This window comes from Streptomyces sp. DSM 110735 (assembly GCF_016482685.1).
GTDB lineage: Bacteria > Actinomycetota > Actinomycetes > Streptomycetales > Streptomycetaceae > Streptomyces.
Map to the genome: position 1 here is coordinate 19668 of NZ_JACYHF010000029.1, position 24769 is coordinate 44436.

Annotated in this window: 19 protein-coding genes; 9 read left to right on the forward strand and 10 right to left on the reverse strand. The window is 69.8% G+C overall.

Features of this window, described 5'->3' with window-relative positions:
* Positions 1-89: 89 nt before the first annotated feature.
* On the forward strand, positions 90-464 hold the full coding sequence (locus IF655_RS28785) for a helix-turn-helix transcriptional regulator (protein WP_199588080.1): 375 nt from the start codon (positions 90-92) through the stop codon (positions 462-464).
* Positions 465-542: 78 nt separating this feature from the next.
* Positions 543-2006, forward strand: a complete 1464-nt coding sequence (locus IF655_RS28790) for a membrane-associated oxidoreductase (RefSeq protein WP_199588081.1) — start codon at positions 543-545, stop codon at positions 2004-2006.
* Between the two features lie 24 nt (positions 2007-2030).
* Here the strand turns inward: IF655_RS28790 and IF655_RS28795 are convergent, their stop codons facing one another.
* Positions 2031-2993 (reverse strand): TIGR01777 family oxidoreductase, encoded by a 963-nt coding sequence (locus IF655_RS28795; RefSeq protein ID WP_199588117.1) that lies wholly within the window; start codon positions 2991-2993, stop codon positions 2031-2033.
* Between the two features lie 499 nt (positions 2994-3492).
* Between IF655_RS28795 and IF655_RS28800 the strand changes: the two genes are divergently transcribed.
* From IF655_RS28800 to IF655_RS28815, 4 genes are all read left to right on the forward strand, one after another.
* A complete protein-coding gene (locus IF655_RS28800; RefSeq protein WP_199588082.1) occupies positions 3493-4521 on the forward strand; it encodes a sugar ABC transporter substrate-binding protein in 1029 nt (342 codons plus the stop codon).
* Positions 4522-4702: 181 nt separating this feature from the next.
* Positions 4703-5698: an ABC transporter permease gene (locus IF655_RS28805; RefSeq protein WP_199588083.1), complete on the forward strand. Its 996-nt coding sequence runs from the start codon at positions 4703-4705 to the stop codon at positions 5696-5698.
* Entirely contained in the window at positions 5695-6543 is an 849-nt protein-coding gene (locus tag IF655_RS28810) for an ATP-binding cassette domain-containing protein (protein ID WP_199588084.1), read from the forward strand. Before IF655_RS28805 ends, IF655_RS28810 begins: the two co-directional genes overlap by 4 nt.
* 147 nt (positions 6544-6690) lie before the next feature.
* A complete protein-coding gene (locus IF655_RS28815) occupies positions 6691-7722 on the forward strand; it encodes a LacI family DNA-binding transcriptional regulator (RefSeq protein WP_199588085.1) in 1032 nt (343 codons plus the stop codon).
* Between the two features lie 169 nt (positions 7723-7891).
* On the opposite strand, the gene IF655_RS28820 is transcribed toward IF655_RS28815, so the two are convergent.
* The 3 genes from IF655_RS28820 to IF655_RS28830 all read right to left on the reverse strand — a co-directional run bounded on the left by IF655_RS28820 (position 7892) and on the right by IF655_RS28830 (position 12568).
* Positions 7892-8314, reverse strand: a complete 423-nt coding sequence (locus IF655_RS28820) for an Hsp20/alpha crystallin family protein (protein ID WP_199588086.1) — start codon at positions 8312-8314, stop codon at positions 7892-7894.
* A 116-nt stretch (positions 8315-8430) separates the two neighbouring features.
* Positions 8431-11730 carry a TIM-barrel domain-containing protein gene (locus IF655_RS28825; protein WP_199588087.1) on the reverse strand — a complete coding sequence of 1100 codons (3300 nt, stop codon included), beginning with the start codon at positions 11728-11730 and terminating at the stop codon, positions 8431-8433.
* Positions 11731-11944: 214 nt separating this feature from the next.
* A complete protein-coding gene (locus tag IF655_RS28830; protein ID WP_199588118.1) occupies positions 11945-12568 on the reverse strand; it encodes a TetR/AcrR family transcriptional regulator in 624 nt (207 codons plus the stop codon).
* 74 nt (positions 12569-12642) lie between these two features.
* Between IF655_RS28830 and IF655_RS28835 the strand changes: the two genes are divergently transcribed.
* Entirely contained in the window at positions 12643-13065 is a 423-nt protein-coding gene (locus tag IF655_RS28835) for a hypothetical protein (RefSeq protein WP_199588088.1), read from the forward strand.
* Here IF655_RS28835 and IF655_RS28840 read toward each other — a convergent pair.
* Complete coding sequence (locus IF655_RS28840; protein WP_242488976.1) at positions 13043-13867, reverse strand: SMI1/KNR4 family protein; 825 nt, start codon at positions 13865-13867, stop codon at positions 13043-13045. The genes IF655_RS28835 and IF655_RS28840 overlap by 23 nt on opposite strands.
* Before the next feature lie 201 nt (positions 13868-14068).
* Here IF655_RS28840 and IF655_RS28845 point away from each other — a divergent pair, with 201 nt between their 5' ends.
* A complete protein-coding gene (locus tag IF655_RS28845; protein ID WP_199588089.1) occupies positions 14069-15913 on the forward strand; it encodes a glycoside hydrolase family 76 protein in 1845 nt (614 codons plus the stop codon).
* Positions 15914-16000: 87 nt separating this feature from the next.
* Here the strand turns inward: IF655_RS28845 and IF655_RS28850 are convergent, their stop codons facing one another.
* The 5 genes from IF655_RS28850 to IF655_RS28870 all read right to left on the reverse strand — a co-directional run bounded on the left by IF655_RS28850 (position 16001) and on the right by IF655_RS28870 (position 21940).
* A complete protein-coding gene (locus IF655_RS28850; protein ID WP_199588090.1) occupies positions 16001-17020 on the reverse strand; it encodes an ABC transporter permease in 1020 nt (339 codons plus the stop codon).
* Positions 17017-17982: an ABC transporter permease gene (locus IF655_RS28855; protein ID WP_199588091.1), complete on the reverse strand. Its 966-nt coding sequence runs from the start codon at positions 17980-17982 to the stop codon at positions 17017-17019. The genes IF655_RS28850 and IF655_RS28855 overlap by 4 nt, the downstream gene beginning before the upstream one ends.
* Positions 17975-19516, reverse strand: coding sequence for a sugar ABC transporter ATP-binding protein (locus IF655_RS28860; RefSeq protein ID WP_199588092.1), 1542 nt, complete (start codon positions 19514-19516; stop codon positions 17975-17977). The genes IF655_RS28855 and IF655_RS28860 overlap by 8 nt, the downstream gene beginning before the upstream one ends.
* Positions 19517-19660: 144 nt before the next feature.
* Entirely contained in the window at positions 19661-20743 is a 1083-nt protein-coding gene (locus IF655_RS28865) for an ABC transporter substrate-binding protein (protein WP_199588093.1), read from the reverse strand.
* A 159-nt stretch (positions 20744-20902) separates the two neighbouring features.
* Positions 20903-21940, reverse strand: coding sequence for a LacI family DNA-binding transcriptional regulator (locus IF655_RS28870; RefSeq protein ID WP_199588094.1), 1038 nt, complete (start codon positions 21938-21940; stop codon positions 20903-20905).
* Between the two features lie 218 nt (positions 21941-22158).
* On the opposite strand from IF655_RS28870, the gene IF655_RS28875 reads away from it, so the two are divergent.
* On the forward strand, positions 22159-24738 hold the full coding sequence (locus IF655_RS28875) for a PA14 domain-containing protein (RefSeq protein WP_199588119.1): 2580 nt from the start codon (positions 22159-22161) through the stop codon (positions 24736-24738).
* Positions 24739-24769: the final 31 nt, after the last annotated feature.

Genomic DNA, 24769 nt, shown 5'->3' on the forward strand with positions numbered 1-24769 from the left:
AAGTCGAACTTAGCAGGTAGTACGATAGAACTCGTACAAGGAATTCGATCCCGCCCGAGGAAGCCGGGTCGCGTCACGAGGAGCCGCGCATGTCCGTCGCCGCAGGAACCGCCGCCACTCCCCCGCTGCCGGAGCCGCCCGGTCTTCCCGAGCCGCTGCCCGAGCCCGCGGTGGAGGACTTGCGTCTGGAGACCGTGCTCGCCGCGCTCAGCGATCCGCTGCGGCTCACGATCGTGCGCAAACTGCTGCTGGAGTCCGAGCGGTTCGACCACCCCTGCGGATGGTTCGGCCTCGACCGGCCCAAGTCGTCCCTCACGCACCACTTCAAAGCCCTGCGCGAGGCGGGCGTCACGCGTCAGCGGCAGTACGGACTCGAACGCCGCAGCCATGTGCGGGTCGAGGACCTCAACTCCCGCTTTCCCGGACTGCTGGACCTCGTCACGGCGTGGCAGCCGCACGCGTGACACGGAGCCGGGACGTTCACAAGTGGAGTGCGCCGCACCGCGGTTGACAGCTCCGAGGGGGCCCGTCAGAGTCCCGGCGTGAGCGAGACCATCGAGCTGACACCGGCCGAGACGCGTGTGTGGCAAGCCTTTCCGCGCGGCGAGTCCGTGGACTTCCGCGCCGAGGACGAGGACCCGGCACTCGACATCACACACGGCGCCGAACGCACCTTACGGGCAACGGTGTTGCGGGCTCTTTTGCTCAAGGCTCCACGGGAAGAGGGCGAGATCGCCGCACTGAGAATCACCGGGGCGCGGATCACCGGCGTGCTGGACCTGAAGTACGCCTCGATCGACGCCGCCATCCGGTTGAGCCACTGCCGGTTCGACAGCGTTCCCGATCTCTACGGTGCCCATCTGCGACAGCTCGATCTGAGGAACTCCGTTCTGCCGGGCCTGACTGCCGGGACCTTGCGGGTCGACGGGGTACTGCGGATGACGGACTGCCGTATGAGCGGGCTGGTTCGACTCGCAGGGGCACAGATCTCCGGGGCGCTGTTCATGGAGCGGGCGGAGTTCACGGCGGCGGACGGCTCCGAGCCGGTGCTGCTGCTCAACCAGGCAGAAATCGGGGATGACTTGTCGGCGCCGGAGCTGCGCGCGTACGGACAGGTACGGCTCACCGGAGCCTCCGTCGCCGGGCGAATCATTATTCAGGACGCCGAGTTCGACAACCCGGGCGGCATCGCACTGGACGCCCAGAACCTCACCGTGCAGGGGCACATACGGGCGCGGTGCTTACGCGCACGCGGGCGGATCGAACTCCGGGGCGCCCACATACCGGGCCGCCTCGATCTGTTCCACGCCCGCCTGTCGAACCCGGGCGGCACGGCGCTGCGGGCGAGCAGTTGTGTCATCGGCGAGCTGTGGATAAGCCATGGTGACCGCATCAAAGGCACCCTGAACCTGCGCCGCTCCCACATCGAGATCCTGACCCTCGAACCGGATATGATCCCCGAACGGGTGCTCCTCAGCAATCTCCGGTACACAGTGCTCACCCCGCACGAACCCGCCGAGCGCCGCCTCCCCATGCTGGAACGCGACGGCGGACCGTACGAACCCCATTCCTACGAGCAGTTGATGGCGGCGTACCGCCATGTCGGTGACGACGACGCGGCCCGGCTCGTCCAACTCGCCAAACTGCGCCGCCGACGCGCCACGCTCGTCTGGTACGGGCGGCTGTGGGGGTACGTCCAGGACGCCACCGTCGGCTACGGCTTCCGCCCGTTGCGCGCGGCCGTCTGGCTGCTGTCGGTCATGGCCGTGGGGTCGATCGCGTTCGGCCTGCATCACCCGCGCCCCGTCAAGGCGGGCGAAGCCCCTGACTTCAACCCGGTGTTCTACACCCTCGACCTGCTCCTGCCGGTCATCGACTTCGGCCAGGAGTCGGCGTTCGCGCCGCGGGGCTGGTACCAGTGGCTGTCGTACGTCCTGATCATCACGGGCTGGATCCTGGCGACGACGATCGTGACGGGCGTGACCCGTACGGTCAGCCGTCAGTGACCTTGTGCAGTCCGTACGGGCCGTCTACGCAACATGGCCCACTTCACGCATCAGCCTGGCCCGCTGGACAAGGGACGCAGCCGCCTTCTCCCACTCGGGAAAGGCGAAAGTGAACCCCGCCGCGCCCAGTCGCCCCGGCACCACCCTGCGGCTTTTGAGCAGCAGCTCCGTGTCCGAGCGCAGTACGAACGCGCCCAGCTCGGCCATCCAGCGCGTCGCGGGCAAGCCCAGCGGGACGCCCCAGGCAGTGCGCAGCGCTCGCATGAAGTCGCGGTGCGGAAGGGGACCGGGCGAGGAGAGGTTGACCGGTCCGTCGAGGTCGTCGTGGGCGATCAGGAACTCCACCGCTCGTACGAAGTCCTCTTCGTGGATCCAGGACACGTACTGCGCGCCGCCTGCCACCGGACCGCCGAGTCCGAGGCGCACCAGTCGTGAGAGTACGTCGAACACCCCGCCCCGGTCCGGGCTCATGACCATCGCCGCGCGCAGCGCCACCTTGCGGGTCGTGGGAGTCGGCGCCTCGGACTGTGCGCGTTCCCAGTTCTTCGCGATCTGGACGCTGTAGGACCAGTAGTCCGGCACGCCGTCCTCGGAGCCTCCGATCACTCCGGTCGCCTCGTCGTTCGCCGCGTCGAAACGGTGGGCGTAGACCGTCGCCGTACTCATCTGCAGCCAGACGCGCGGTGGCCGCGCGGCGGCGGCGATCGCCTCGCCGATGACCCGGGCGGAGTCGACTCGGGAGTCCATCATGGCTCGCAGGTTCTCGGCGGTGTAGCGGCAGGAGACGCTGCGTCCGGCCAGGTTGATCACGACGTCGCAGCCGTCGACCGCCGCTGCCCAGGGGCCGAGAGTGGTCCCGTCCCATGCGATGTCGTGCGCCCGCGCGGGGCGCCGGGTCAGCACCGTGACCTCGTGGCCTGCCGCCGTCAGCGCACGGTCGAGAATCGCGCCCACCTGTCCGGTTCCCCCGGGCAGCACTACCTTCATCGAATCCCCCTCGGCTTCGCTCGACATGAGCCTAGCCCTTCTTTTTGAACGCGTTCAACTCGAAGGGTGGATGCAGGGCAGGACGACGCGAGGCAGTGCCCATGGGGTCAGAAGATGGTCCGCTCGATCACGGAGCGGGTGGCGTCGTCGCGATTTCCGCCGGTCGGCAGCACGGCAAGCGGAATGCGACCCGGCACCGGCGGCACGCATCAGAGCCTCGCCGGGGACGGGCAGGTGCACCGATGATGCGTCACCGCTCCGGGGGCGTCAACGGTTCGGCGGAGACTGGTTCTTGATGTGTGCGAGGCGGATTCGGCGCGGGTGACGGCGAACTCGTGCGTTGCCGATTTGTGACAAGTACAAGCCATTGACGTTGCCGGGAGCGGGCGTCCATCATCCTCGCCATGCCGTGTCAACGATGACATAAGTCAACGATGACACCTCGGGACGGCATGCACCGATGCCGGCCGCGCCGCTCGCAATCCCGCAGGAGTCGTTCATGTCTCGCATCACCCGCCAGCGTTCGACCGTCCTCAGAGCCGCCGCGTGTCTGGGTGTCGCGGCGCTCACCCTCACCGCCTGCGGTTCCGGCTCCGGTTCGGGTTCGGGGTCCGCGGGCTCCGGCTCGGGCGGGGTCAAGGTGGGGCTGATCACCAAGACCGACACCAACCCGTTCTTCGTGAAGATGAAGGAGGGCGCGGAGCGGGCAGCCAAGCAGAACCACGCCCAACTGCTGACCGCGGCGGGCAAGTTCGACGGGGACAACGCCGGGCAGGTCACCGCCATCGAGAACATGGTCGCCTCCGGGGTGAAGGGCATCCTGATCACGCCGAGCGACTCCAAGGCGATCGTGCCCGCGATCCAGAAGGCGCAGGCCAAGGGGGTCCTGGTCATCGCGCTGGACACGCCGACCGAGCCGCAGAGCGCGGTCGACGCGCTGTTCGCGACGGACAACCTCAAGGCGGGCGAGCTGATCGGGCAGTACGCCAAGGCGGCGATGAAGGGCAAGAAGGCGAAGATCGCCACACTCGACCTCGCGCCCGGTGTCTCGGTCGGCGTCCAGCGGCACGACGGCTTCCTCAAGGGCTTCGGTGTCGGTGCCAAGGACCCGTCGGTCGTCTGCTCGCAGGACACCGCGGGCGACCAGGCCAAGGGGCAGACCGCGATGGAGAACTGCCTCCAGAAGGAACCCGGCATCAACCTCGTCTACACCATCAACGAGCCCGCCGCGCTGGGTGCTTACACCGCGCTGAAGGCGAAGGGACGCGAGAAGGACGTGCTGATCGTCTCCGTGGACGGCGGCTGCACCGGCACCAAGGCTGTCAAGAGCGGGCAGATCGCGGCGACCGCTCAGCAGTACCCGCTGAAGATGGCTGCCGAGGGCGTCAAGGCCGTGGTCTCGTACGCCAAGGGCGGTAAGAAGGCGTCCGGTTACACCGACACCGGCGTCAACCTGATCACCGACAAGCCGCAGTCCGGGGTCACCTCGAAGGACACCGCGTACGGCCTGGACAACTGCTGGGGCTGATCCGCCCCGAGGCCGCACGCCACCGACCGGGGCGGCCGTCCCTACTCCCCTGAGGGACGGCCGCCCCTCCCTTCCTCAACACCCGCCCGTGCTCACGCACTTCACAGCCGAGGCACCCCGGCGATTCCCGGAATCCCCGCCCCCGAAGTCCTCCCGCAAGACCCCTCGACAAGGACTCCGCATGACAGCCACGACCACGCCGTACGCCGATCTCTCGGCGCCCGGTACGGCGCGCCGACTGCTCACGGCGCCGACCACCGGCCCGTTGGCCGCGCTTCTGATCGCCTGTGTCTTCTTCTCGCTCTCCACCGACCAGTTCCTGACCGGCGGGAACTTCTCGCTGATCGTGCAGCAGGTCATGGTCGTGGGGACGCTCGCCATCGGGCAGACCCTGATCATCCTCACCGCCGGCATCGATCTGTCGTGCGGCGCGGTGATGGCGTTCGGCAGCATCATGATGGCCAGGATGGCCGCCGAGGGCACGCTGCCGCCGGTGCTCGCGATCGGGCTCGGGCTGCTGGTGTGCGCCGGATTCGGGCTGCTGAACGGGGTGTTGACGGAGAAGATCCCGCTACCGCCGTTCATCGTGACGCTCGGGATGCTCAACGTGGCGTTCGCGCTGACCCACATCTACTCGAAGGAGCAGACGGTCACCCAACTGCCCGGGATGCTGACGGGACTTGGGCAGACCTTCCCGCTCGGACACACCGACATCACCTACGGCTCGCTGGTGACCATCGCCCTGTTCCTGCTGTTCGCCTACGCGTTGAGCAGCACCGGCTGGGGCCGTCACGTCTACGCGCTGGGCAACAGCGTGGAGGCGGCGCGGCTGAACGGCGTACGCACCTCGCGGCTGACCATCGGTGTGTACACCGTCGCCGGGCTGCTGTACGGCGTGGCGGCGCTACTGCTCATCTCCCGTACGGGGGTGGGCGATCCGCAGGCGGGGCAGACCGACAACCTGGACTCGATCACCGCCGTGGTCATCGGCGGGACGAGTCTGTTCGGCGGGCGCGGTTCGGTGCTGGGCACGTTCATCGGTGTCCTGATCGTCGGCGTCTTCCGCAACGGGCTCCAGTTGATGGGCGTCGCGTCCATCTATCAGACGCTGATCACCGGAATCCTGGTGATCCTCGCGGTGACCGTCGACCAGTTCTCCCGGAAGAAGGCCCGATGAGCGCCGCCGACTCCCCCACCTCTTCCCCCACCCCCATCCTCCAGGCGCGTGGTCTGGTCAAGCGGTACGGGCAGGTCACCGCGATCGACGGCGCCGATTTCGATCTGCTGCCCGGTGAGGTCCTGGCCGTCATCGGGGACAACGGCGCGGGCAAGACCAGTCTGATCAAGGCGCTGACCGGGGCGCTGACGCCGGACGCGGGCGAGATCCGGCTGAACGGGGAGCCGATCCGGTTCTCGGGTCCGCAGAGCGCGCGGGCGCACGGGATCGAGACGGTGCATCAGGATCTGGCGGTCGCCGCGTCGATGGACATCGCGTCGAACATGTTCCTCGGCCGTGAGCTGCGGCGTCCCGGGGTGCTCGGCAGTGTCTTCCGGATGCTGGACAAGAAGCGGATGCGGCAGGAGGCGGCGGGGCACATGGCCGATCTGAAGATCGGGCTGCGCTCGCTCACCCAGGCCGTGGAGACGCTGTCCGGCGGGCAGCGGCAGGCTGTCGCGGTGGCGCGGTCGGTCGCGTGGGCGCGCAGTGTCGTGGTGATGGACGAGCCGACCGCCGCGCTCGGTGTGAAGGAGTCGGGGCAGGTCCTCGACCTGATCCGGCGGGTGAAGGACCGGGGGCTGCCCGTCGTCCTGATCAGCCACAACATGCCGCATGTCTTCGAGATCGCGGACCGTGTCCATGTGCACCGGCTCGGGAAGCGGGCGGCGGTGATCAAGCCGTCGGACTACTCGATGGCGGAGGTGGTCGCGATCATGACCGGCGCGCTGACCGTGGACGAGAGCGGGGATACTGTCGTCGCCGACTCCGAGGCCGTGAAGGCCGCCGGGGTCGAGACCCCCTGACACCCGGGTCGCGACCCCTTCGACGCCCGGGGTCGGGACCCCTCTGACACCCGGGGTCGGCGCCTACGCCGGCCCGGCGCGTCAGCACTCACGCGTCTCCGGCCGAGGCCGCGGCCGGAGCCGACGAGCACAGGAGACGTGTGCCCCATGGCAGCGAACCGCCGCCCCACCCTGGCCGACGTCGCACGCGAGGTCGGTGTCAGCGCCAAGACGGTCTCCCGCGTCCTCAACGAGGACGGGCCCGCCTCGGCGGGGACCAGGGAGCGGGTGCTCGCCGCCGTCGCCCGCCTCGGCTTCCAGCCGAACCTGATGGCCCGCAACATCCGCGTCGGCGGTCCTGACACCACCATCGGGCTCGTGGTGCCCGATCTGGGCAACCCGTTCTTCGGCGCGGTGGCCGGGAGCATCGAGGACAGTGTCCGCGAGCGGGGGCTGACCCTGCTGATGGGTTCCTCGGCGGACGACGCGGGTCGCGAGCGGGCGTTGACGGACAAGTTCCTGGCGCGCCGGGTCAGCATCCTCATGGTGGTGCCGTCCGTGGGCGCCGACCACTCCCATCTCAAGCCGCATCGCGCGGCGGGGCTCCCGGTGGTCTTCGTCGACCGGCCGGGCGCGGGGCTGTCGACGGACAGCGTGGTCAGTTCCAATCGCGAGGGTGCGCGCGCGGGCGTGGCGCATCTGATCGCCCACGGACATCGCCGGATCGGTTTCGTGGGTGACCTGCCGACCAGGCTCTACACGCGTCGCGAACGGCTCGCCGGGTACCGCGAGGCGCTGCGGGAGGCGGGGTTGCCGGACGACCGGTTGCTGGTGGCGAGCGCCCACGACCAGCGCGGTGCCGGTGAGGCGACGGCGCGACTGCTCGCGCTGCCCGATCCGCCGACGGCGCTGTTCGCGGGGAACAACATCGTCGCCGTCGGGGTCGTCGCCCGCCTCGCCCGCGACCGGCGCAAGGACGTGGCCGTGGTCGCCTTCGACGACGTCGCCCTCGCGGACGCCCTCGAACCGGCACTCACGGTGGTCGCCCAGAACCCCGAGGAGATTGGCCGCACGGCGGCCGTCACGGCTCTCGCCCGGCTGGACGGCGACCGCAGCCGGGTCCGTACGGTCACGGTGCCGACGCGGTTGATCGCGCGGGGGTCGGGGGAACAGGGAGCACGCGACGCCGCCCACGGATGAGGGACGGCCGCCGAACGCGAACCCGGTTGCCTGTCAGGTGGTGTTCCTTGGGCCCGCCATGGCGATCGCCCTCGGGCGGCGCGCGGTTCCGTGGGGATCGACGCGTGGGCGACGCCCCGGTCCGGTCGGCGTGGCCGTCCGGGACCGGGGCGCGTGGACCGTCCGACGGTCAGCTACTGATCTCCTTGCGGGTGTCGCCGCCGCTGATCGCGATCTTGCGGGGCTTGGCCTGGTCCGCGACCGGAATCCGCAGCCTGAGCACACCCGCCTCGTAGGAGGCGTCGATCCGTTCGCTGTCCAGGGTCTCGCCGAGGAACAGTTGCCTGCTGAACGTTCCGGCCGGACGCTCGGTGATCACCGTCTCGGCGTTCTCGCCGTAGGCGGGACGGCGGTCGGCCCTGACGGTCAGGACGTTCCGCTCGACGTCGAGGTCGATCGACTCCGGGGTGACGCCGGGCAGGTCCAGTTCCACGACGAACGTGTCGCCCTCGCGCCAGGCGTCCATCGGCATCCCCGCCGGTCGTGCGGCGGTTCCCCAGACCCGGTCGACGATCCGGTCGAGCTCCCGAAAGGGATCGGTACGCATCAGCATCTGGCTCCCTCCTTCGACATCTGCCTGCCTGATGCTGCTCTACTTCCTATATATACTCACCACCCGAAAGCTTGACAAGCCTTCGCTCAACTTGGCGCATGGCTGGCCAACTTGGCTCACGGCTGCCGGTACTCGACCGTCACCCCGGTCCGGACCGAGACGGCGGGCAGGGTGACCCGGAGGGAGCCGGTGTCCGCGTCCCACTTCCAGGCGGAGCGGGCCAGTTGCCTGCCGCCGACTGTCATCCGCGTCGGCGCGTGGTCCGCGCCCTGGAAGGTGACCGTCCAGGAGCGGCGGGAGACCTGACCGTGGAAGGAGCCCTTGGCCGGGTCGATGCGGAGGGTGTGGCGTCCGGAGTGCTCGGTGTAGTGGAGGCGGGTGGTGGCCGCGTGGTGGCGCGAAGGGGTGCTCACGCCGTCGTCCTCGTAGAGGGTGAAGGAGCCGGGCGCGCCGGTCGCGACCGAGACGGCGACCTTGTCGAGCGGGGTCCCGGCGTCGTGGTCCACGTCGGTGGCCCGGGTGGTGACGATGCCGCCCGCGCGGACGAAGACCGGCATGGTGTCGAGGGTGGTCGTCACGTCGTACGTGGCGCCGCCGGTGCCCGCGCTGTAGGTGCGGCCGGTGAAGTAGTCGGTCCACTGGCCGGGCGGGAACCACACCGAGGTGGTGGTGCTGGTGCCGGGAGTGGTGACGGGTGCGACGAGCATGTCGGGTCCGTAGAGGTACTCGTCGCCCGCCTTGCCGTAGGCGTTCTCCTCCTCGGGGTAGTCAAGGTAGAGCGGTCGGGTGATCGGGACGCCGGTGGTGTTCGCCTGCTGGGCGAGTGTGTACGTGTACGGCACGAGGGACTCGCGCAGGTTGAGGAACTTGCTCGCGGAGTCGCGCGCGGCGTCGCCGTACTGCCAGGGGAGCCGGTCGCTGTGGTTGCTGTGCAGGCGGTCGACGGGCTGGAAGGTGCCGAACTGCACCCAGCGGGCGTACAGATCGTCGGGCAGCTTGGTGGTGCGGTGGCTCTGGCCGTCGTCGGTGGTGTAGGTCTCGGCGCCGGGGATGCCGTGGCCGTCGTTGTGGCCGCCGATGTCGTGGCTGACGGCCGCCATGCCGGTGGCGACGGACTCGCCGGGGGTGTAGCCGACCTCGGCGCGCAGGGTGCCCCAGGTGGAGGAGGTGTCGCCGGTGAAGTGCAGCGTGCTGCGCTTGTCGGCCCAGGGACCGGTGGGCAGACCGACGCCGCCGCTGTAGCCGCCCGCCTGGAGGGAGCCGTAGGCCCGCGAGAGGACGAAGCCCCGCTCACTGGTCTCGGCGGTCAGGTTGGCGTACTTCTGGTTGATCCAGGCGTCCGGGGTGACACCGGGCTGCGAGGAACGGGAGGCGTCGCAGCACCAGTCGAGCCACCAGAAGTCGTTCCCTGCCCGGTCGAAGGGGCGGTGCAGATCGAGGTACGCCTTGAGCTGGTCCGGGTCGCCGAAGTCGAACGTACGGCACGCCGAGCCCGCACTGGCGGCGCAACCGCCCTTGGCCAGCTTGTTCTTGGCGGTCGCCATCGCCTTCGCGTACTGCGGGTCGGACTCCAGGATGCTCGGGTGCACGTTGAGCGTGTTGTGCAGACCCTCGGCGGTCGACCAGTCGAAGAAGCCCTTGGGATCGGGGTACTTGGCCGGGTCGAAGTTCCAGCCGCTCCAGGTGTTGGGCGACTTGAAGTCGGTGTCCGTGACCAGCACGTCCAGCGGGACGCCCGCCTTGCGGAACGCGGGCAGGATGGTCTTCTCGTAGTCGTCGGCCGTGCGGTCGATGTACTCCGAGTACCAGACGCCGTACGCCCAGCGGGGCAGCAACTGCGGCGGACCGGTCAGGGTGGCGAGGTCGGTGAGGCCCTGTTTGTAGTCGTGGCCGTAGCCGAAGAGGTAGCCGTCCTGGTAGGGACCGGCGCCGTGGGAGGGGCGCGGGACGGCCTTCTCGGTGCGGGTGTCGTACGTCGCGGAGGCGGTGTCGTCGAGCAGGTACCAGCCGTCGCGGTGCAACAGACCAGGTGTGGTGCGGGGGTTGGGGTCGTTGTCCCCGTTGAGTCCGTCGAGGCTGCGCCGGTAGCCGCCGAGGGCGAGGTGCGGCTGCGGGGCCGGGTCCGTGCGGGCGGTCACCGCGAGGGTGTCCGCGTTGACGTGACAGCTCGTGGCGTCGGGGCAGTTGAGCGTGACGTCGTTGGTCCCCGCCTTCAACTCCACCGGTACGGACGCCGACTTCCAGGTGTCCCAGTTGTCGGTCGCCGGGAGAGTGAGGGTGGCGTCGGTGCCGGTTCCGGTGCCGACACGCACCTCGCGTGCCTGGTGCAGACCGTCGCCGCCGGTGCCGTTGGCGTAGCGCAACTGGAGGAGGTAGGTGCCGTCGGCGGGCACGTCGGTGACGTGGGCGGTGAGCCGGGCGTCCTTGTTCAGCTCGGCGGCGAAACCGTCGCCGGAGTAGCCCTGGTGGTCGGTGGCGAGGACGGCGGAACCGGCGAGCAGGGCGTCCTCTGCCTCGCAGCTCGTGCCGAAGTGGCAGCCGGGCAGGGCGGTTGAGGCTTTGCCCGGGTAGGCGGCGCCGGTGGCGAGCAGGGCCGCGCTGTCGATGTTGACGGCGCCGGAGTCGGTGGCGGTGCGACGCAGCCGTACGGTGTGGTGCCCGGCGCCCAGCGTGAGCGGGACGCGGGCCACGCCCCAGGCGTTCCAGTCGGCGGTCGCGGGGAGGCTGAACGTACGGTCCGCTCCCCCGTCGACGCTGAGGCTGAGGGTGCGGGTCTCGTGGCGGCTGTCGGAGCCGGTGCCGTTGGCGTAGCGGACGGCGTAGTCGTAGGTGCCGGACTTGTCCGAACGCACGTCCGTGGTCAGGGAGTTGTTGGTCACCTCGAAGCCCGCGAGGAAGCCCTTGCCGGTGAACCCGGCGTGGTCGGCGGCGAGTCCGGGTCCGTCGTGGAGCTGGTCCTCGGCCTCGCACAGCGCGCCGACCGCGCAGTCCGGGTGCTGCCAGGGCGCGGCGAGCACCTGGTCCTGGCCCGCCTTCAGCCGGACGGTCAGGTTGTCGGCGGAGAAGGGACCGGAGCCGACCTCGTAGCGCAGGGTCAGGGCGCTGGTGGTGATGGTCAGGACGCCGTCCTTGACGGTCGAGGTGTACGCGGGCGGTGTGAAGCCGTCTCTGCCGATCGCGTTGAACGTCGCGCCGTCCTCGAAGCGGTTGTCCCCGGCGTACTCCGTGCGGATCAGGGTCGGGGACAGCACCTGGAATCTGGCGTTCTGGACGGACACGGTGGCCTTGCGGACGGGCTTGGCCGCCGGGCTCGCGGTCGCCGGATCGGCGCAGGTCAGCCCGAGGGCAGCCGTCGCGCAGACGAGGGCGATCCGGGTGAGCCGTCCGCGGGGTGAACGGGACAGGGGTGGTCGCACGGCACGCTCCATGGGGGGCAACGGCGCTCTCGCGAGCGCGGTGGACGTACGGAGACGACGAGTGCACTGGACTACCGGTCTGACCGGCGCTGCTACAACGTTGTAAAGCCGGTCCTCAGGCATGAGAACATGCCGCCCCTGCGGTGTCCACAGGTGTAACTGGCCTCTTTGGCAACGGGGTTCAGGGGGGCGGACCGGGCGGACGGCGCGTCGGTCACGAGGCGTCCGCGTCGCCCCCGACCAGGGACAGCTCGGACACCAGCGCGCGGGCGGTGTCGGCGAAGTACTGCTCGTCCGCGTCGGGGGCGAGGCCGAGGGTGACACCCTGACCGAGGCCGACGAAGAGGGCCCGGAGTGCGGTGGTGAGACGCTGCGCCTGACGCGGCGTCACGATGCTGCCGTTGTGCGATCGTCCGGCGAACAGCGCGACCAGGTGACTCTCCTGCGCCCGGACGGACGTGGCGAGTTGGGCTCCCAGCTCCGGGTCGTGCAGGGCCATGTCCAGCAAGGTGATCTGGAGCGACAGTCCGGCTTTCGCGTCGGGGGCGTCGCAACCGCGCCGGTAGTGCCGGGCGAAGGCGTCGACCGCGTCGACCAGATCCAGCCCGGCCGGCACCGCCTGCTCGATCTCCTCGTAGTACGGCCGCAGATGATCGGCGACGAGGGCGACGATCAAGCCGTTCTTGCTCCCGAACAGCGAGTAGACGGCGCCGGTGGTCAGCTCGGCACGCTCGACGATCTCCTCGAGCCTCGCGCGGTACCCGTCCCGGGAAACGACCTCGAACGCGGCGTCCAGCAGGGCGCGGCGGTTGCGTTCCTTGGCTTCGGCCCTCGTCATTCTCATAGTTCGATTATTACCGTAATCTCTTTACGGACCAGTCCAGTTGGCACGAGCTTCGAGGGGGAACGCTCATGACCCAGGTCGCGACACCGTTGGTGACCCGCCGCACGGCCGGTGCCCTCGCGGACGGCATCTTCAAGGTGCTGCTCGCCGCCGCGTGCCTCGCCGCCGCCGCCCCGCTCGGGCGACTGCTCGGCGTACCCGTCTGGCTGCTGCTTGTCTCGGGCGTTGCCCTGCTGATCTGCGGCGGCATCGAACTGGGCTGCACACGCAGCCGGTCGATGCGCACGTACACACGGCTCATGATCGCCTACGACACGGGCTGGGTGCTGACGGCTCTTGTCGGCTTCCTGGTGGCGTGGCGGGGTGGCAGCGCGGGGGGTGAGGTGTGGGTGGGGTACCAGACGGTCGCGCCTCTCGCGTTCGCCGTGCGGCTGCTCGCGTCCGCTCCGACGAGAACGGCCCCGGACGTCACGGAGAGCCCTGCCCGCTGACGAGGGACCTCATCGCCACCGGTACTGCCGCAGGGGTCGGCTCGTGGTCGTAGGTCCGGCCGCCGGTGGGCTCCGCGTACCCCAGTGACCAGCGTGCCGGTACGGTCGCGCAGATCTCGTCCAGATCCGCCCGCGTCCTGCCCCGGACGTGCAGCCAACTGTGCGTGCCGAGTCCGTCCTGGCGCAGCAGCTTGCCGGGGGCGGAGTACCAGTGCACGGGGGACTCGTCCGGTCCGGTCCACATGGGATAGTCCGGCAGCCCGACGCGGCGGAAGTGGACGGGGAACGTGCCGAGGAGTTCCGCGGGCAGCTCGCACGCGTTGTAGAGCCGTCCCCCTCCACCGAACAGCGCCTCGCTCAGGACGATTTCGACGCAGGCGAGGGATACCCGGTCGAAGCACGGCGCCCAGCCGTGCCCCGCGTCGAGCAGCACCGGCGGATCGTCCAGGTGGAGGTCCGAGAGCCGCACGCCCCAGAAGGCGCAGCCCTGGTTCTCGTTGCGGAACACCAGGACGCCCTCGCATTCGTCGTCCACGAAGATCTCGTCCGGGGGCAGCAATGAGTCCTGGTTGGCGACGAGGTCGGGCCGGGCTCCCACGAGCCCGTGGAACTCGCGCAGCGCGGTCGGCAGCGGGTGGCCGAGCAGCGCCTCCGCGCGGGCGAGTTCCGCCGGGGGCGTTCCGTCGTCCTCGGTCAGCGGTTCGGTCCAGGCGGCGGCGAAGTCACGGATGAAGGTCCAGGCCCGCTGCCGGTCGGCGATCCCGCCGTCCAGCGCTTGCGCCACGTCGAAGCCGCTGATCATGCGGCGACGGTAACGGAAGCCGTGGCACCTGTGCCCGGCAGGGGCGGGGACGCGTTCCGGCCGAGTGCGTTCCGGGGCTGGACAGACCCTCCTCACGGTGCTGTCGTGCACATGACCGGAGTGGTTCAACGTTGGAAAGTTTCGGATCACTCGGATGCTCGGCCCCTTGGACGAACGGACGACCGACAGGACGGACGCGCCATGCCGACTCGCAGACATCGCCTCCTTGGCGGACTTCTCGCACTGGCCCTCGCGTTGGGCGGGCTTCTCGCGCTGCCCACGTCGTCCGTCGCGGCGACGGCGGTGTGCGCGCTGGCCTGTGACACGCTCGATCCGTCGAAGGCGAAGCAGGAGAGCTTTCCGGTGGGCGACCGGAACATCAACGGGCGGGTACTGCGGCTGCACGTGTCCGAGGCGGACGACATGGTGTGGGCGAGCATCGACCAGGGGGTGCAGGGGGATTCCGTCTGGCTGGACCGGAGTTGGGACCGAGGATCCACCTGGGACGGGCTGCTGGGCAAGGCGAGCATCCCGGGGTCGTGGACCGGTACGCGGACGCTGATGTACAACGTGACCGACCCGGTCGGACACCGGCGCGGCTGGGTGCGGGCGTGCGGGGACGCCGGGGCGGTGACCTGCACGGACTGGTTCCGGCCACAGGTGTGCGACGGCTCGGCCTGTGACGGCGCCGATCCGGCGACCGCGGCGGGCGACACGCGCCCCGTGCCCGCGACCACGCTGTACGGCCGCACGATCAGCCTCCACATGGACCCGACCAACGGGACCGCCTGGGGTGTCGTCGAGAACGGCGGCGCCGGGGACGAGATCTGGCTCGACCGGTCCTGGGACGAGGGCGGGAGCTGGCCGGAGGGATCGTCGCTGGGGCGTATCTCCGTGACGTCCGGGGCGAGTTCGGCGCGTACCAAGATGTTCGCCACCCGTGATCCGCGCGGTCTGCTGTACGGCGGCGCCGTGCGGGCGTGCGGCCGGGAGGCGTCGCACCAGGACGGCAGTTGCACGGCGTGGGCACGTCCGGTGCCGACCCGGGCGCGTGCCGCGGCGGACGCGCTCGTGGCGTCGTACCAGGTCAACGAGGGCTGGTGGCGCAGTAGTTGGTGGAACTCGGCGGTGGCGCTCACCTCGCTGATCGACTTCGCGCGCGCCGGCGGACGGCACGACTACGACTGGGTGATCGCCCGGACCTTCGAGCAGAACAACGGCGTCTTCCCGGCGGGCGCCCGCAGTTCGGACGCGATCGAGGGGCACTTCATCAGCCGTGCCATCGACGACGCGGCGTGGTGGGCGGTGGCGTGGGTGGACGCGTACGACTACACGCACGAGAAGCGGTATCTGGACGAGGCGGTCACCATCACGAACTACGTGCAGCAGTACTGGGACACGGGCACCTGCGGCGGCGGGGTGTGGTGGAACCGGGAGCGCACGTACAAGAACGCGGTGACCAACGGGCTGTATCTCTGGCTGGTGACCGCGCTGCACCAGCGGGTGTCCGGCGACACGACGTGGGGCGCGCGGGCGACGACGGCGGCGGACTGGTACCTCAACAGCGGGATGATCAACGCGTCGGGTCTGGTGAACGACGGGCTGAACGCGTCGTGCGCGAACAACGGCCAGACGGTGTGGAGTTACAACCAGGGGCTGGCGATCGGCGCGTTCACCGAGCTGTGGCGGTCGACCGGGCAGAGCCGTTATCTCGACACCGCCCGGCGGCTCGCGGACGCGGCGACGACCTCCTCGCAGCTCACGCGGAACGGTGTGCTGACCGAGTCCTGCGACATCGGGTCCGCGTCGTGCGACGACAACCAGAATCAGTTCAAGGGCGTGTTCGTAAGGCATCTCGCGGATCTCGCGGATGCCACCGGATCGTCGGCCTACCGCACGTATCTCACCCGGCAGGCCGACTCGGTGTGGGGCACCGACCGGGACGCGCTGAACCGGCTGGGCGCGCGCTGGGCGGGGTCGACGCCGAACCCGGTGGACTGGCGTACCCAGGCGAGCGCACTGGAGGCGTTGACGGCGGCGGGCTGAGAACCCGCCGCCGTGAACGCGAGCCGCGCGTGCTGAACGCCACGAGCCGCGCGTGCCGTCAAGCGCGAGTGCCGTGAAGCTCCGTCCTCACCCCACCCGCCGCCGCCTCGCCAGCCACGTCTGGGCGATGACGACCAGGACGAGGAACGCCCCGCTGGCGACCTGCTGGTAGGCGGAGTCCAGGGAGCCGATCTGGTTGATGACGTTCTGGATGACCTTGAGCAGGAGCACGCCGACGAGGGAGCCGCTGACGTAGCCGAGTCCGCCGGTGAGGAGGGTGCCGCCGATGACGACGGCGGCGATGGCGTCCAGCTCCATGCCGTAGCCGAGGATGGTGACGCCGGAGGCGAGGTAGGCGGCGCTGAGGGCTCCCGCGAGTCCGGCGAGGAGACCGGAGAGAGTGTAGACGGCGATCTTGGTGCGGGCGACGGGGGCGCCCATGAGGGCAGCGGCCTGTTCGTTGCCGCCGATGGCGTAGACCCGCTGCCCGAAGGCGGTGCGGCGCAGCAGGACGCCGCCCGCCAGATACAGAACGGCGGTGATCCATACGGGTGTTGCCACGCCGAGCAGCTTGCTCTGGCCGAGGGTGGCGAAGAAGGAGCCCTTGGCGACGAGGTAGGTGTCGGCGCCCTCGTCGGTGATGGCGAGCATGATGCCACGGGCGGCGAGCATCGAGGCGAGGGTGACGATGAACGGCGCGAGTCCGGTGCGGGCCACGAGAAGCCCGTTGACCAGCCCTATCACCGCGCAGACGGTGAGCGGCAGCAGGAGGGCGACGACCGTGCCGTACTGCGAGCCCCAGGCGGCGAGGACCCCGCCGAGGACGAAGACGGAGCCGACCGAGAGGTCGATGCCGCCGCTGACGATGACGAAGGTCATGCCGAGCGCCACGGTGGCGAGGAACGCGGAGTTGACCGCGATGTTGCCGAGGTTGTCGCCGGTGGCGAAGGAGTCGAAGGACAGGGAGGCGACGGCGGCGAGGACGACAAGCGCCACCAGGGCGCCGTGCCGCTGGGCGAGGGCGGCGATGCGGTCGCCGCGCCGGGTGCTGTCCTCGGGGGGTGCCGCCTGCGGGGCGGTCGTGGGGTGTTCCTTGGTGCTGGTCACCGCTTGCCCCTCTCCCGTGCCGCGTACACCGCGAGCACGATGACCAGTGCCTGGGCGATCTGCGTCCAGGACGTGGGCAGATCGTGTTTGATGAGCGTGGCCGTCAGGAGCTGGATGAGGACGGCTCCGGCCACCGTGCCGCCGATCCTCACGCGTCCGCCGGTCAGCGGGGTGCCGCCGACCACGACGGCGGTGATGGCGGACAGTTCCATGAGGTTGCCGAGCGAGCTGGGGTCGCTCGCCTGGAGGCGGGCCGTGGCGAGGAACCCGGCGATGGCCGCGAGGACGCCCGAGCAGACGTAGACGGCGATCAGCACGCCGCGCACCGGCAGTCCGGCGAGCTGGGCGGCGGGCCGGCTGTCGCCGACGGCGAGGAGGCGGCGGCCGAAGATGGTGCGGCGCACGACGAAGCCGACGATCACGGCCAGGGCGGCGGCGATCAGCGCCAGGTAGGGGATGCCGAGGACGCTTCCCGAGCCGAGCGAGGCCATGGTGGGGTCGCGCACGTCCTTGAGCTGGGGCAGCAGCACGAGCGCGATGCCGCGCCCGCCGACCATGAGCGCGAGGGTGGCGACGATGGGCTGCACGCCGACGTACGCGACGAGGGAGCCGTTGGCGAGTCCGACGACGGCGCCGCCGACCATGGCGATGAGCAGCGCGAGCCAGGGACCGTACCCGAGGTAGAGCGAGGTGACGGAGGTGGCCAGCGCCATCACCGCGCCCACCGACAGGTCGATGCCCTCGGTGCCGATGGCCAGCGCCATACCGAGCGCGACGATCAGGACGGGGGCGACCTGGACGGCCTGGGTGCGGAAGTTCTCCCCGGAGACGAAGTGGTCGGTGAAGAGCACGTTGAACAGCAGCAGGACGACGAGTCCGAGATAGACGCCGTAGTTCTGGAGCCAGGCGACCACCGCGGTCCGGTCGGGGAAAGCCCTTCTGTCGAGGGCGAGTTCAGTCATGGCGGGGCTCCTCCTCGGCCGCCTCGGCGATGGCCCGCATCAACTGGTCCTCGCTCACGTCGTCGCCGGTCAGCTCGCCGACGACGGCGCCGTCCCGGAGGACGACCACGCGGTCGGAGCCCTCGACCAGCTCCTCCACGTCGGAGGAGATCAGCAGGACGCCGAGGCCGTCCTCGGCCAGTTCGTCGATGAGTTTCTGCACCTCGGCCTTGGCGCCCACGTCGATGCCCCGGGTGGGTTCGTCCAGGAGCAGCACCTTGGGCTGCATGGCGAGCCAGCGGGCGAGGAGCACCTTCTGCTGGTTGCCGCCGGAGAGTTCGCCGACCTTCTGGTGCGGACTCGCCGCCTTGATCCGCAGGCGTTTCATGAAGGTGTCGACCACGCGGTCCACGCTCGCCTCGGAGACCAGTCCGAAGCGGGACATGCGGGGCAGCGCGGCGAGCGCGATGTTCTCCCGGACGGACAGACCCGGCACGATCCCCTCGGTCTTGCGGTCCTCGGGCAGCAGGCTGATCCCGGCGCGGATCGCGGCGCCGGTGGAGCCGGTGTGCACGGGCTGTCCGGCCACGGTGACCCGGCCGCCCGCGAGCGCGAGGGCGCCCGCGATGGCCTTGGCGGTCTCGGTACGCCCCGAGCCGAGCAGTCCGCCGAGTCCGACGACCTCGCCGGGGCGGATGTCCACGGAGACGTCGTGCAGCAGGTGCCGCCTGCTCAACTTCTCCGCCCTGAGCACCGGTTCGGTGACCGCGTCGTGGCTTCCGGCGAACTTGGTGACGCCCTCCGCGCTGACCTCGCTCGTCTCCCGGCCGAGCATGAGCGAGACGAGCTGGAGGCGACCGGTCTCGGCGAGCGGTCCGGTGTGCACCAGTTGGCCGTCGCGCAGCACGGTGACCGTGTCGCAGACGGCGTACAGCTCGTCCATGCGGTGGCTGACGTAGAGCACGGCGATGCCCTGGGACCGCAGCCGCCGGATGACGCCGAACAGCGTTTCCACCTCGCGGGGTTCGAGCGAGGAGGTGGGTTCGTCCATGACGACGACGCGGGCGTCCACGGAGACGGCGCGGGCGAGCGCGACCATCTGCTGGGCGCCGACGCCGAGTTCGCGCAAGGGGCGGCGGACGTCGACGTGGACGCCGTACTCGGCCATCGTCTCCGCCGCCTCGCGATGCATCCGGGCGAAGTCGATCAGTCCGAGCCGGGTGCGCGGTTCGCGGCCGAGGCAGAGGTTGCGGGCCACGCTCATCAGGGGGATGAGGTTGACCTCCTGGTAGATCGTGGAGATCCCGGCGTGCTGCGCGGCGAGCGGCGTGGAGAAGGCGGCCGGCTCGCCGCGGTAGCGCAGTTCGCCCTCGTCGGGGCGGTAGACGCCGGTGAGGACCTTGATCAGGGTGGACTTGCCCGCGCCGTTCTCGCCGACCAGGGCGTGTGTCTCGCCGGCCCGGAGGGTGAACGTGACCCCGTCCAGGGCCAGTACACCGGGGAAGCGCTTGGTCAGGTCGCGTACGGCGAGTACTTCGTCGGGAGGTGCGGTCACGGCTGCTCTCCATGGGGGTCATGGGCGACGTGCCTGCTCGGGGCGCCGGGAGCGGTGGTTCCCCCGGCGCCTCACGATGTCGAGCCGTCGGCAAGCCCTGTCGAACTCAACGGGTCGTGCGGGGCTCGCGGTTGCCTTGCGGGCTCAGAAAGCCTTGTCGAGGTCGGCCTTGGCGTTGGCGCTCGTGTACTGGCTGTCCTTGATGACGATGTCCTCGCCGACCGGCTTGCCCTGGGTGAAGGAGTCGAGCGTCGAGAACGCGAGCGGTCCGAAGCGCGGGTTGGACTCGATGACGGCGCTGATCCAGCCGTCCGCGATGCCCTGGACGGCGTTGCGGGTGCCGTCGATGGTCACGATCTTCACCGCGCCGGGCTTCTTGCCCGCGCCCTTGAGGGCGTTGACGGCGCCGAGGCCCATCTCGTCGTTCTCGGCGTAGATCGCCTTGATGCCCGGCTTGGACTGGATGAGCTGCTCGGTGACCGACTGGCCCTTTTCACGGGTGAACTCGCCGGTCTGCTTGAAGACGACCTTGAGTCCGGGAGCCTTGGCCTTGATCTGCTCCTCGAAGCCCTTGGTGCGCTCGGTGGTGACGTTGTTGCCCGCCGCGCCGAGCAGGATCGCGATCTCGCCCTTGCCGCCGGTCGCCTCGATGAGCTGGTCGGCGGCGCGGCGGCCCTGCTGGACGAAGTCGGAGCCGATGAAGCTCACGTAGTCCTTGCAGGGGGTGGCGTTGATCTGGCGGTCGATCGTGATGATCGGGATCTTCTTGGCGCGGGCGGACTGGAGCACCGGGTCCCAGCCGTCGGAGTTGAGCGGGGCGATGACGAGGAGCTTGGCGCCCTTGGCGATGAGGTCCTGGACGTCGCTGATCTGCTTGGAGAACTGCGACTGGGCGTTGGCGGTGAGCAGTTTGACGCCGCGCTTCTTGGCCTCGGCCTTGATGGAGGCGGTCTCCGCGATGCGGAAGGGGTTGGCCTCCTTCTCGGACTGCGAGAAGCCGACGACCGTCTTGGAGAGGTCCAGCTTGTCGGCGCCGTAGTCGCCGATCACGCAGGTCTTGCCGCCGCTGCCCTCTGCGACCTGCTTCCCCGCGTCGTTGTTCACGGCGGTGCTGCCCGAAGAGGCTTTGTCGTCCTCGGACTTGGTGCAGGCGGCGACGAGCGCCAGGCTGGCGGTGAGACCCACGGCGAGGATGGTTCTGGTGGTGCTGCGGGAGTGCGGCTTCATGCGGATTACCCCACTTCGGGACTGCGGAAGGCCGGTCCGGCGGTGACCAGATCAGGATGCTTTTTACATCGTTGCAAGGGCCGTGTAAACACCTCGGACAGCACGTCATCCAACCGCAATCCGGGCCAACTCACCCTTGCCGCACGGTATTTGTGCTGGTCAGTCGGTACGGACGCGCCGCCCGAGGGTGCTCTCCCGCTCCACGAGCGTGAAGCCGGGCTGGAGTTGGCGGGCCGGTCGGGGCGCCTCGTGGTTGTGCTCACCCTTGAGGCGGCCGACCACGGACTCGACGGCGAGGCGGGCGATGGCCACCTTGTCCGGGGAGACGGTGGTGAGCGTGACGGCGCCGTAGCGCGACTCGGTGATGTCGTCGAAGCCGACCACCGCCACGTCCTCGGGGATGCGCAGCCCGCGCTCGAACAGTACGCGCATGGCGCCGAGCGCGATCAGGTCGTTGTAGGCGAACACCCCGTCGGGCTGCTCCCCCGCGTCGAGCAGCGCGGCCATGGCGCGCGCGCCGTCCTCGTGCCCCCAGCCCCGGGTGGTGGCGACCAGGCGTTCGTCGGCGACGAGCCCGGAGGCGGCCAGTTCCGCCTGCCAGCCGATGAACCGCAGGTGGGCGGGCTGGTGGAGGCGGTCCTGGCGGGCGCCGAGGAAGGCGATGCGGCGCCGTCCGAGGGAGAGCAGATGGCGCACGGCGGCGCGGGCGGCGGCGATGTTGTCGATGACGATGTGGTCGTAGGGCAGGTCGTAGCGGCGCTCGCCGAGCAGGACGAGGGGCGCGTCGTCGCGGCGGGCGGCGAGGTCCTCGGTCTCCAGCTCCAGCGGGCTGAGGATCAGTCCGTCCATGACCCGGGCGCGGAAGCCCTGGCAGACCAGGATCTCCTGTTCGCGCAGTCCCTGGGTGTGGTCGAGCAGCACGGTGTACTCGTGCTGGGCTGCGGCGTCGATGACGGCGCCGGCCAGCTCCGCGAAGTAGGAGTTGCCGAGTTCGGGCACGGCCAGGCCGATGATTCCGGTTCGCCCCTTGCGCAGGTGACGGGCGGTCAGATTCGGCCGGTAGCCGAGTTCGTCGATGGCCTGCTGGACGCGGGCCCGCATGGCCGGTGTGACGTGCGGATAGTCGTTGACCACATTGGAGACGGTCTTCACGGAGACCCCCGCACGTTCGGCCACGTCCTTCAGGCTCACGCGCATCTGCTGTCCTCCCACGCCTCGTGTCAGACACCTGGACAGAGCGCAGGAGGCGTGTTCTCATGCCAACTGCCCTTGTTTCCAACGTTATACAAGATGTTCCGAAGCACGGGCAGAGCACGCACCCGCAACTCCGTTTCCCACCGGAGGTACACGTGCATCCCTCCTTCCCCCACCGCAGATTCCGTCCCGGCCGCTGGCTGGCCTCCGCCTTCACCGCCATGGCGCTGGTGCTGGCCGGTGCGGTCGGCTCCAAGGCCGCCCCCGCGGAGCCCCGGGCGGCCGACACGGCCGCCGAGTCCGCCACGGCCCACGGGCTCAAGGGCGAGTACTACACCCAATCCGCCCCCGGCGCCTTCGACTTCGCCACCCTGAAGGCGACCACCTTCGACCCCGGCCTCGACTTCCCCGACCTCGAACCGCGCCTGAAGGCGCGCACCGGGCAGCAGGACGACGTGAGCGTGCGCTGGACCGGCAAGCTCACGCCCACCACGAGCGGCGCGCACGTCTTCTCGATCACCGGTGACAACGGCTTCCGGCTCTGGATCGACGGCAAGTCCGTGATCGACCACTGGGTCGACGACTGGGACAAGGAGCAGACCTCGGCTCCCGTCACCCTGGAGGCGGGCCACGCCTACGACTTCAAGGTCGAGTACTTCGAGCACTACGGCGGCTCGAACCTGCATGTGCGCTGGACGCCGCCCGGCGGCAGCAAGCAGGCGATCCCGCAGTCGGCGTTCACGCTGCCCGACGGTTTCACCTACAACGGCCCCAACAGCGCGGCCATCCAGCCCGACGGCAAGACCCTCGTGCTGAACTTCGACCGCCCGCTCGCCGCTCCCCCGGCCGGGTTCGACGGACACCTCGACATCGATGTCGGCGGCTCGGCGTGGCCGCGCGGCACCGCCCGTCTGGACGCCTCCGACCCGTCCAAGCTGGTCGTCCCGCTCAGCGAGCCGGTCGTCGGCGGGCACGGCGGTTACGCGGACCTGCGCTACGACGGCAAGGGCGGTCTGACCGAGGCCGACGGCACCGCCGTGAGCGACTTCTGGAGCACCGGCACCAACAACTCGACCTACCAGCTCCGCACCAAGTGGGCGGACAAGGTGAGCGCGAAGAACGCCCACCCGGAGTACCCGCGCCCGCAGTTGACCCGTGACGCGTGGAAGAACCTCAACGGCACCTGGGAGTTCGCCGGTGCCAAGGCGGGCGAGCAGCCGCCCACGGGCAAGAAGCTGGCCGAGAAGATCCTCGTGCCGTACCCGGTGGAGTCCCAGCTCTCCGGGGTCGAACGGCACGAGGACCGCATGTGGTACAAGCGGACTTTCACCGTGCCGTCCGACTGGCGTGCGCACGGGCAGCGGCTCCAGCTCAACTTCGACGCCGTGGACTGGCAGGCCGTGGTGTACGTCAACGGCCGCAAGGTCGGTGAGCACAAGGGCGGTTACGACCGGTTCAGCGTCGACGTGACGGACGCGCTGAAGAAGTCCGGCTCGCAGGAGCTGATCGTCGGCGTCTACGACCCGACCGACGCGGCCAGCGGCGAGAACCCGCCGATCGGCAAGCAGCGCCTCGACCCCAGCGGCATCTGGTACACGCCGAGTTCGGGCATCTGGCAGACGGTGTGGATGGAACCGGTCGCCCGCGACCACGCCGCCGACGTGAAGACCACCCCGGATCTCGCCAAGCGCTCGGTCGCGGTGGACGTGCGCGGGGTGCGGGACGGTGTGCCGGTCACGGCGGTCGCCTACGACGGCAGCCGCGAGGTGGGCCGGGCGCACGGCACCACCGGTACGGCGCTGAAGGTTCCGGTGCCGCATCCGCACGCCTGGACACCGGACGACCCGCATCTGTACAAGCTCAAGGTCACCGTGGGCAGGGGCGGTTCCGTCGACCGGGTGGGCAGCTACTTCGGTATGCGTTCCATCGAGGTCAAGACGGTGAACGGCAAGCAGCGCACGCTGCTCAACGGCAAGCCGGTCTACATGATGGCCACGCTCGACCAGGGCTTCTGGCCCGACGGTCTCTACACGGCCCCGACCGACGACGCCCTCGCCTACGACCTCAAGGTCCACAAGCAGCTCGGCTACAACTCGGTGCGCAAGCACATCAAGGTCGAGCCCGACCGCTGGTACTACTGGGCGGACAAGCTGGGTCTGCTGGTCTGGCAGGACATGCCGGCGATGAACACGGTCAACCCGTCGGCGTCCGCCCGCACCGAGTACGAGCACGAGCTCAAGCAGATGATCCAGCAGCACGACAGCCACCCCTCGGTGATCATGTGGGTCACCTTCAACGAGGGCTGGGGGCAGTACGACCAGGCCCGGATCGCGGACTACGCCAAGTCCCTCGACCCGACCCGCCTGATCAACAACATGAGCGGTCTCAACTGCTGCGGCGCAGTGGACGGCGGCAACGGCGACATCGCCGACGCCCACGGCTATCCGAGCCCGCAACTCCCGGCGGCCGACGGCAAACGGGCCCTGGTCAGCGGCGAGTACGGCGGTCTCGGCCTGGGTGTCCCCGGACACGCCTTCCCGGTCCAGATGACCTATGTGGGCGTCACCCCGGAGACCTACACCGATGTGTACCTCGACCGCCTGAAGGAGGTCGAGCAGCTCGCTGCCTGCAAGGGCGGCAACGGCGCCGTGTACACCCAGATCACGGACGTCGAGGGCGAGTTGAACGGGTTGATGACCTACGACCGCAAGGTCCTCAAGCCCGACGCGAAGCGGCTGCACGCCGCACACGAGGCGCTGATCAAGGGCGCCGAGAACGGCACGCTCACCTGCACCTCCTGACCCGCACGGCCCGCCTCGCCTCCCCGGGGCG

What these genes read in the sequence shown, in the direction of transcription:
- IF655_RS28815 (WP_199588085.1), top strand. Translation starts at nt 6,691, where the DNA reads ATGGCAGCGAACCGCCGCCCCACCCTGGCCGACGTCGCACGCGAGGTC.
- IF655_RS28795 (WP_199588117.1), bottom strand. Translation starts at nt 2,993, where the DNA reads ATGAAGGTAGTGCTGCCCGGGGGAACCGGACAGGTGGGCGCGATTCTC.
- IF655_RS28820 (WP_199588086.1), bottom strand. Translation starts at nt 8,314, where the DNA reads ATGCTGATGCGTACCGATCCCTTTCGGGAGCTCGACCGGATCGTCGAC.
- IF655_RS28845 (WP_199588089.1), top strand. Translation starts at nt 14,069, where the DNA reads ATGCCGACTCGCAGACATCGCCTCCTTGGCGGACTTCTCGCACTGGCC.
- IF655_RS28840 (WP_242488976.1), bottom strand. Translation starts at nt 13,867, where the DNA reads ATGATCAGCGGCTTCGACGTGGCGCAAGCGCTGGACGGCGGGATCGCC.
- IF655_RS28785 (WP_199588080.1), top strand. Translation starts at nt 90, where the DNA reads ATGTCCGTCGCCGCAGGAACCGCCGCCACTCCCCCGCTGCCGGAGCCG.
- IF655_RS28800 (WP_199588082.1), top strand. Translation starts at nt 3,493, where the DNA reads ATGTCTCGCATCACCCGCCAGCGTTCGACCGTCCTCAGAGCCGCCGCG.
- IF655_RS28810 (WP_199588084.1), top strand. Translation starts at nt 5,695, where the DNA reads ATGAGCGCCGCCGACTCCCCCACCTCTTCCCCCACCCCCATCCTCCAG.
- IF655_RS28830 (WP_199588118.1), bottom strand. Translation starts at nt 12,568, where the DNA reads ATGACGAGGGCCGAAGCCAAGGAACGCAACCGCCGCGCCCTGCTGGAC.
- IF655_RS28835 (WP_199588088.1), top strand. Translation starts at nt 12,643, where the DNA reads ATGACCCAGGTCGCGACACCGTTGGTGACCCGCCGCACGGCCGGTGCC.
- IF655_RS28870 (WP_199588094.1), bottom strand. Translation starts at nt 21,940, where the DNA reads ATGCGCGTGAGCCTGAAGGACGTGGCCGAACGTGCGGGGGTCTCCGTG.
- IF655_RS28855 (WP_199588091.1), bottom strand. Translation starts at nt 17,982, where the DNA reads ATGACTGAACTCGCCCTCGACAGAAGGGCTTTCCCCGACCGGACCGCG.
- IF655_RS28875 (WP_199588119.1), top strand. Translation starts at nt 22,159, where the DNA reads ATGGCGCTGGTGCTGGCCGGTGCGGTCGGCTCCAAGGCCGCCCCCGCG.
- IF655_RS28865 (WP_199588093.1), bottom strand. Translation starts at nt 20,743, where the DNA reads ATGAAGCCGCACTCCCGCAGCACCACCAGAACCATCCTCGCCGTGGGT.
- IF655_RS28805 (WP_199588083.1), top strand. Translation starts at nt 4,703, where the DNA reads ATGACAGCCACGACCACGCCGTACGCCGATCTCTCGGCGCCCGGTACG.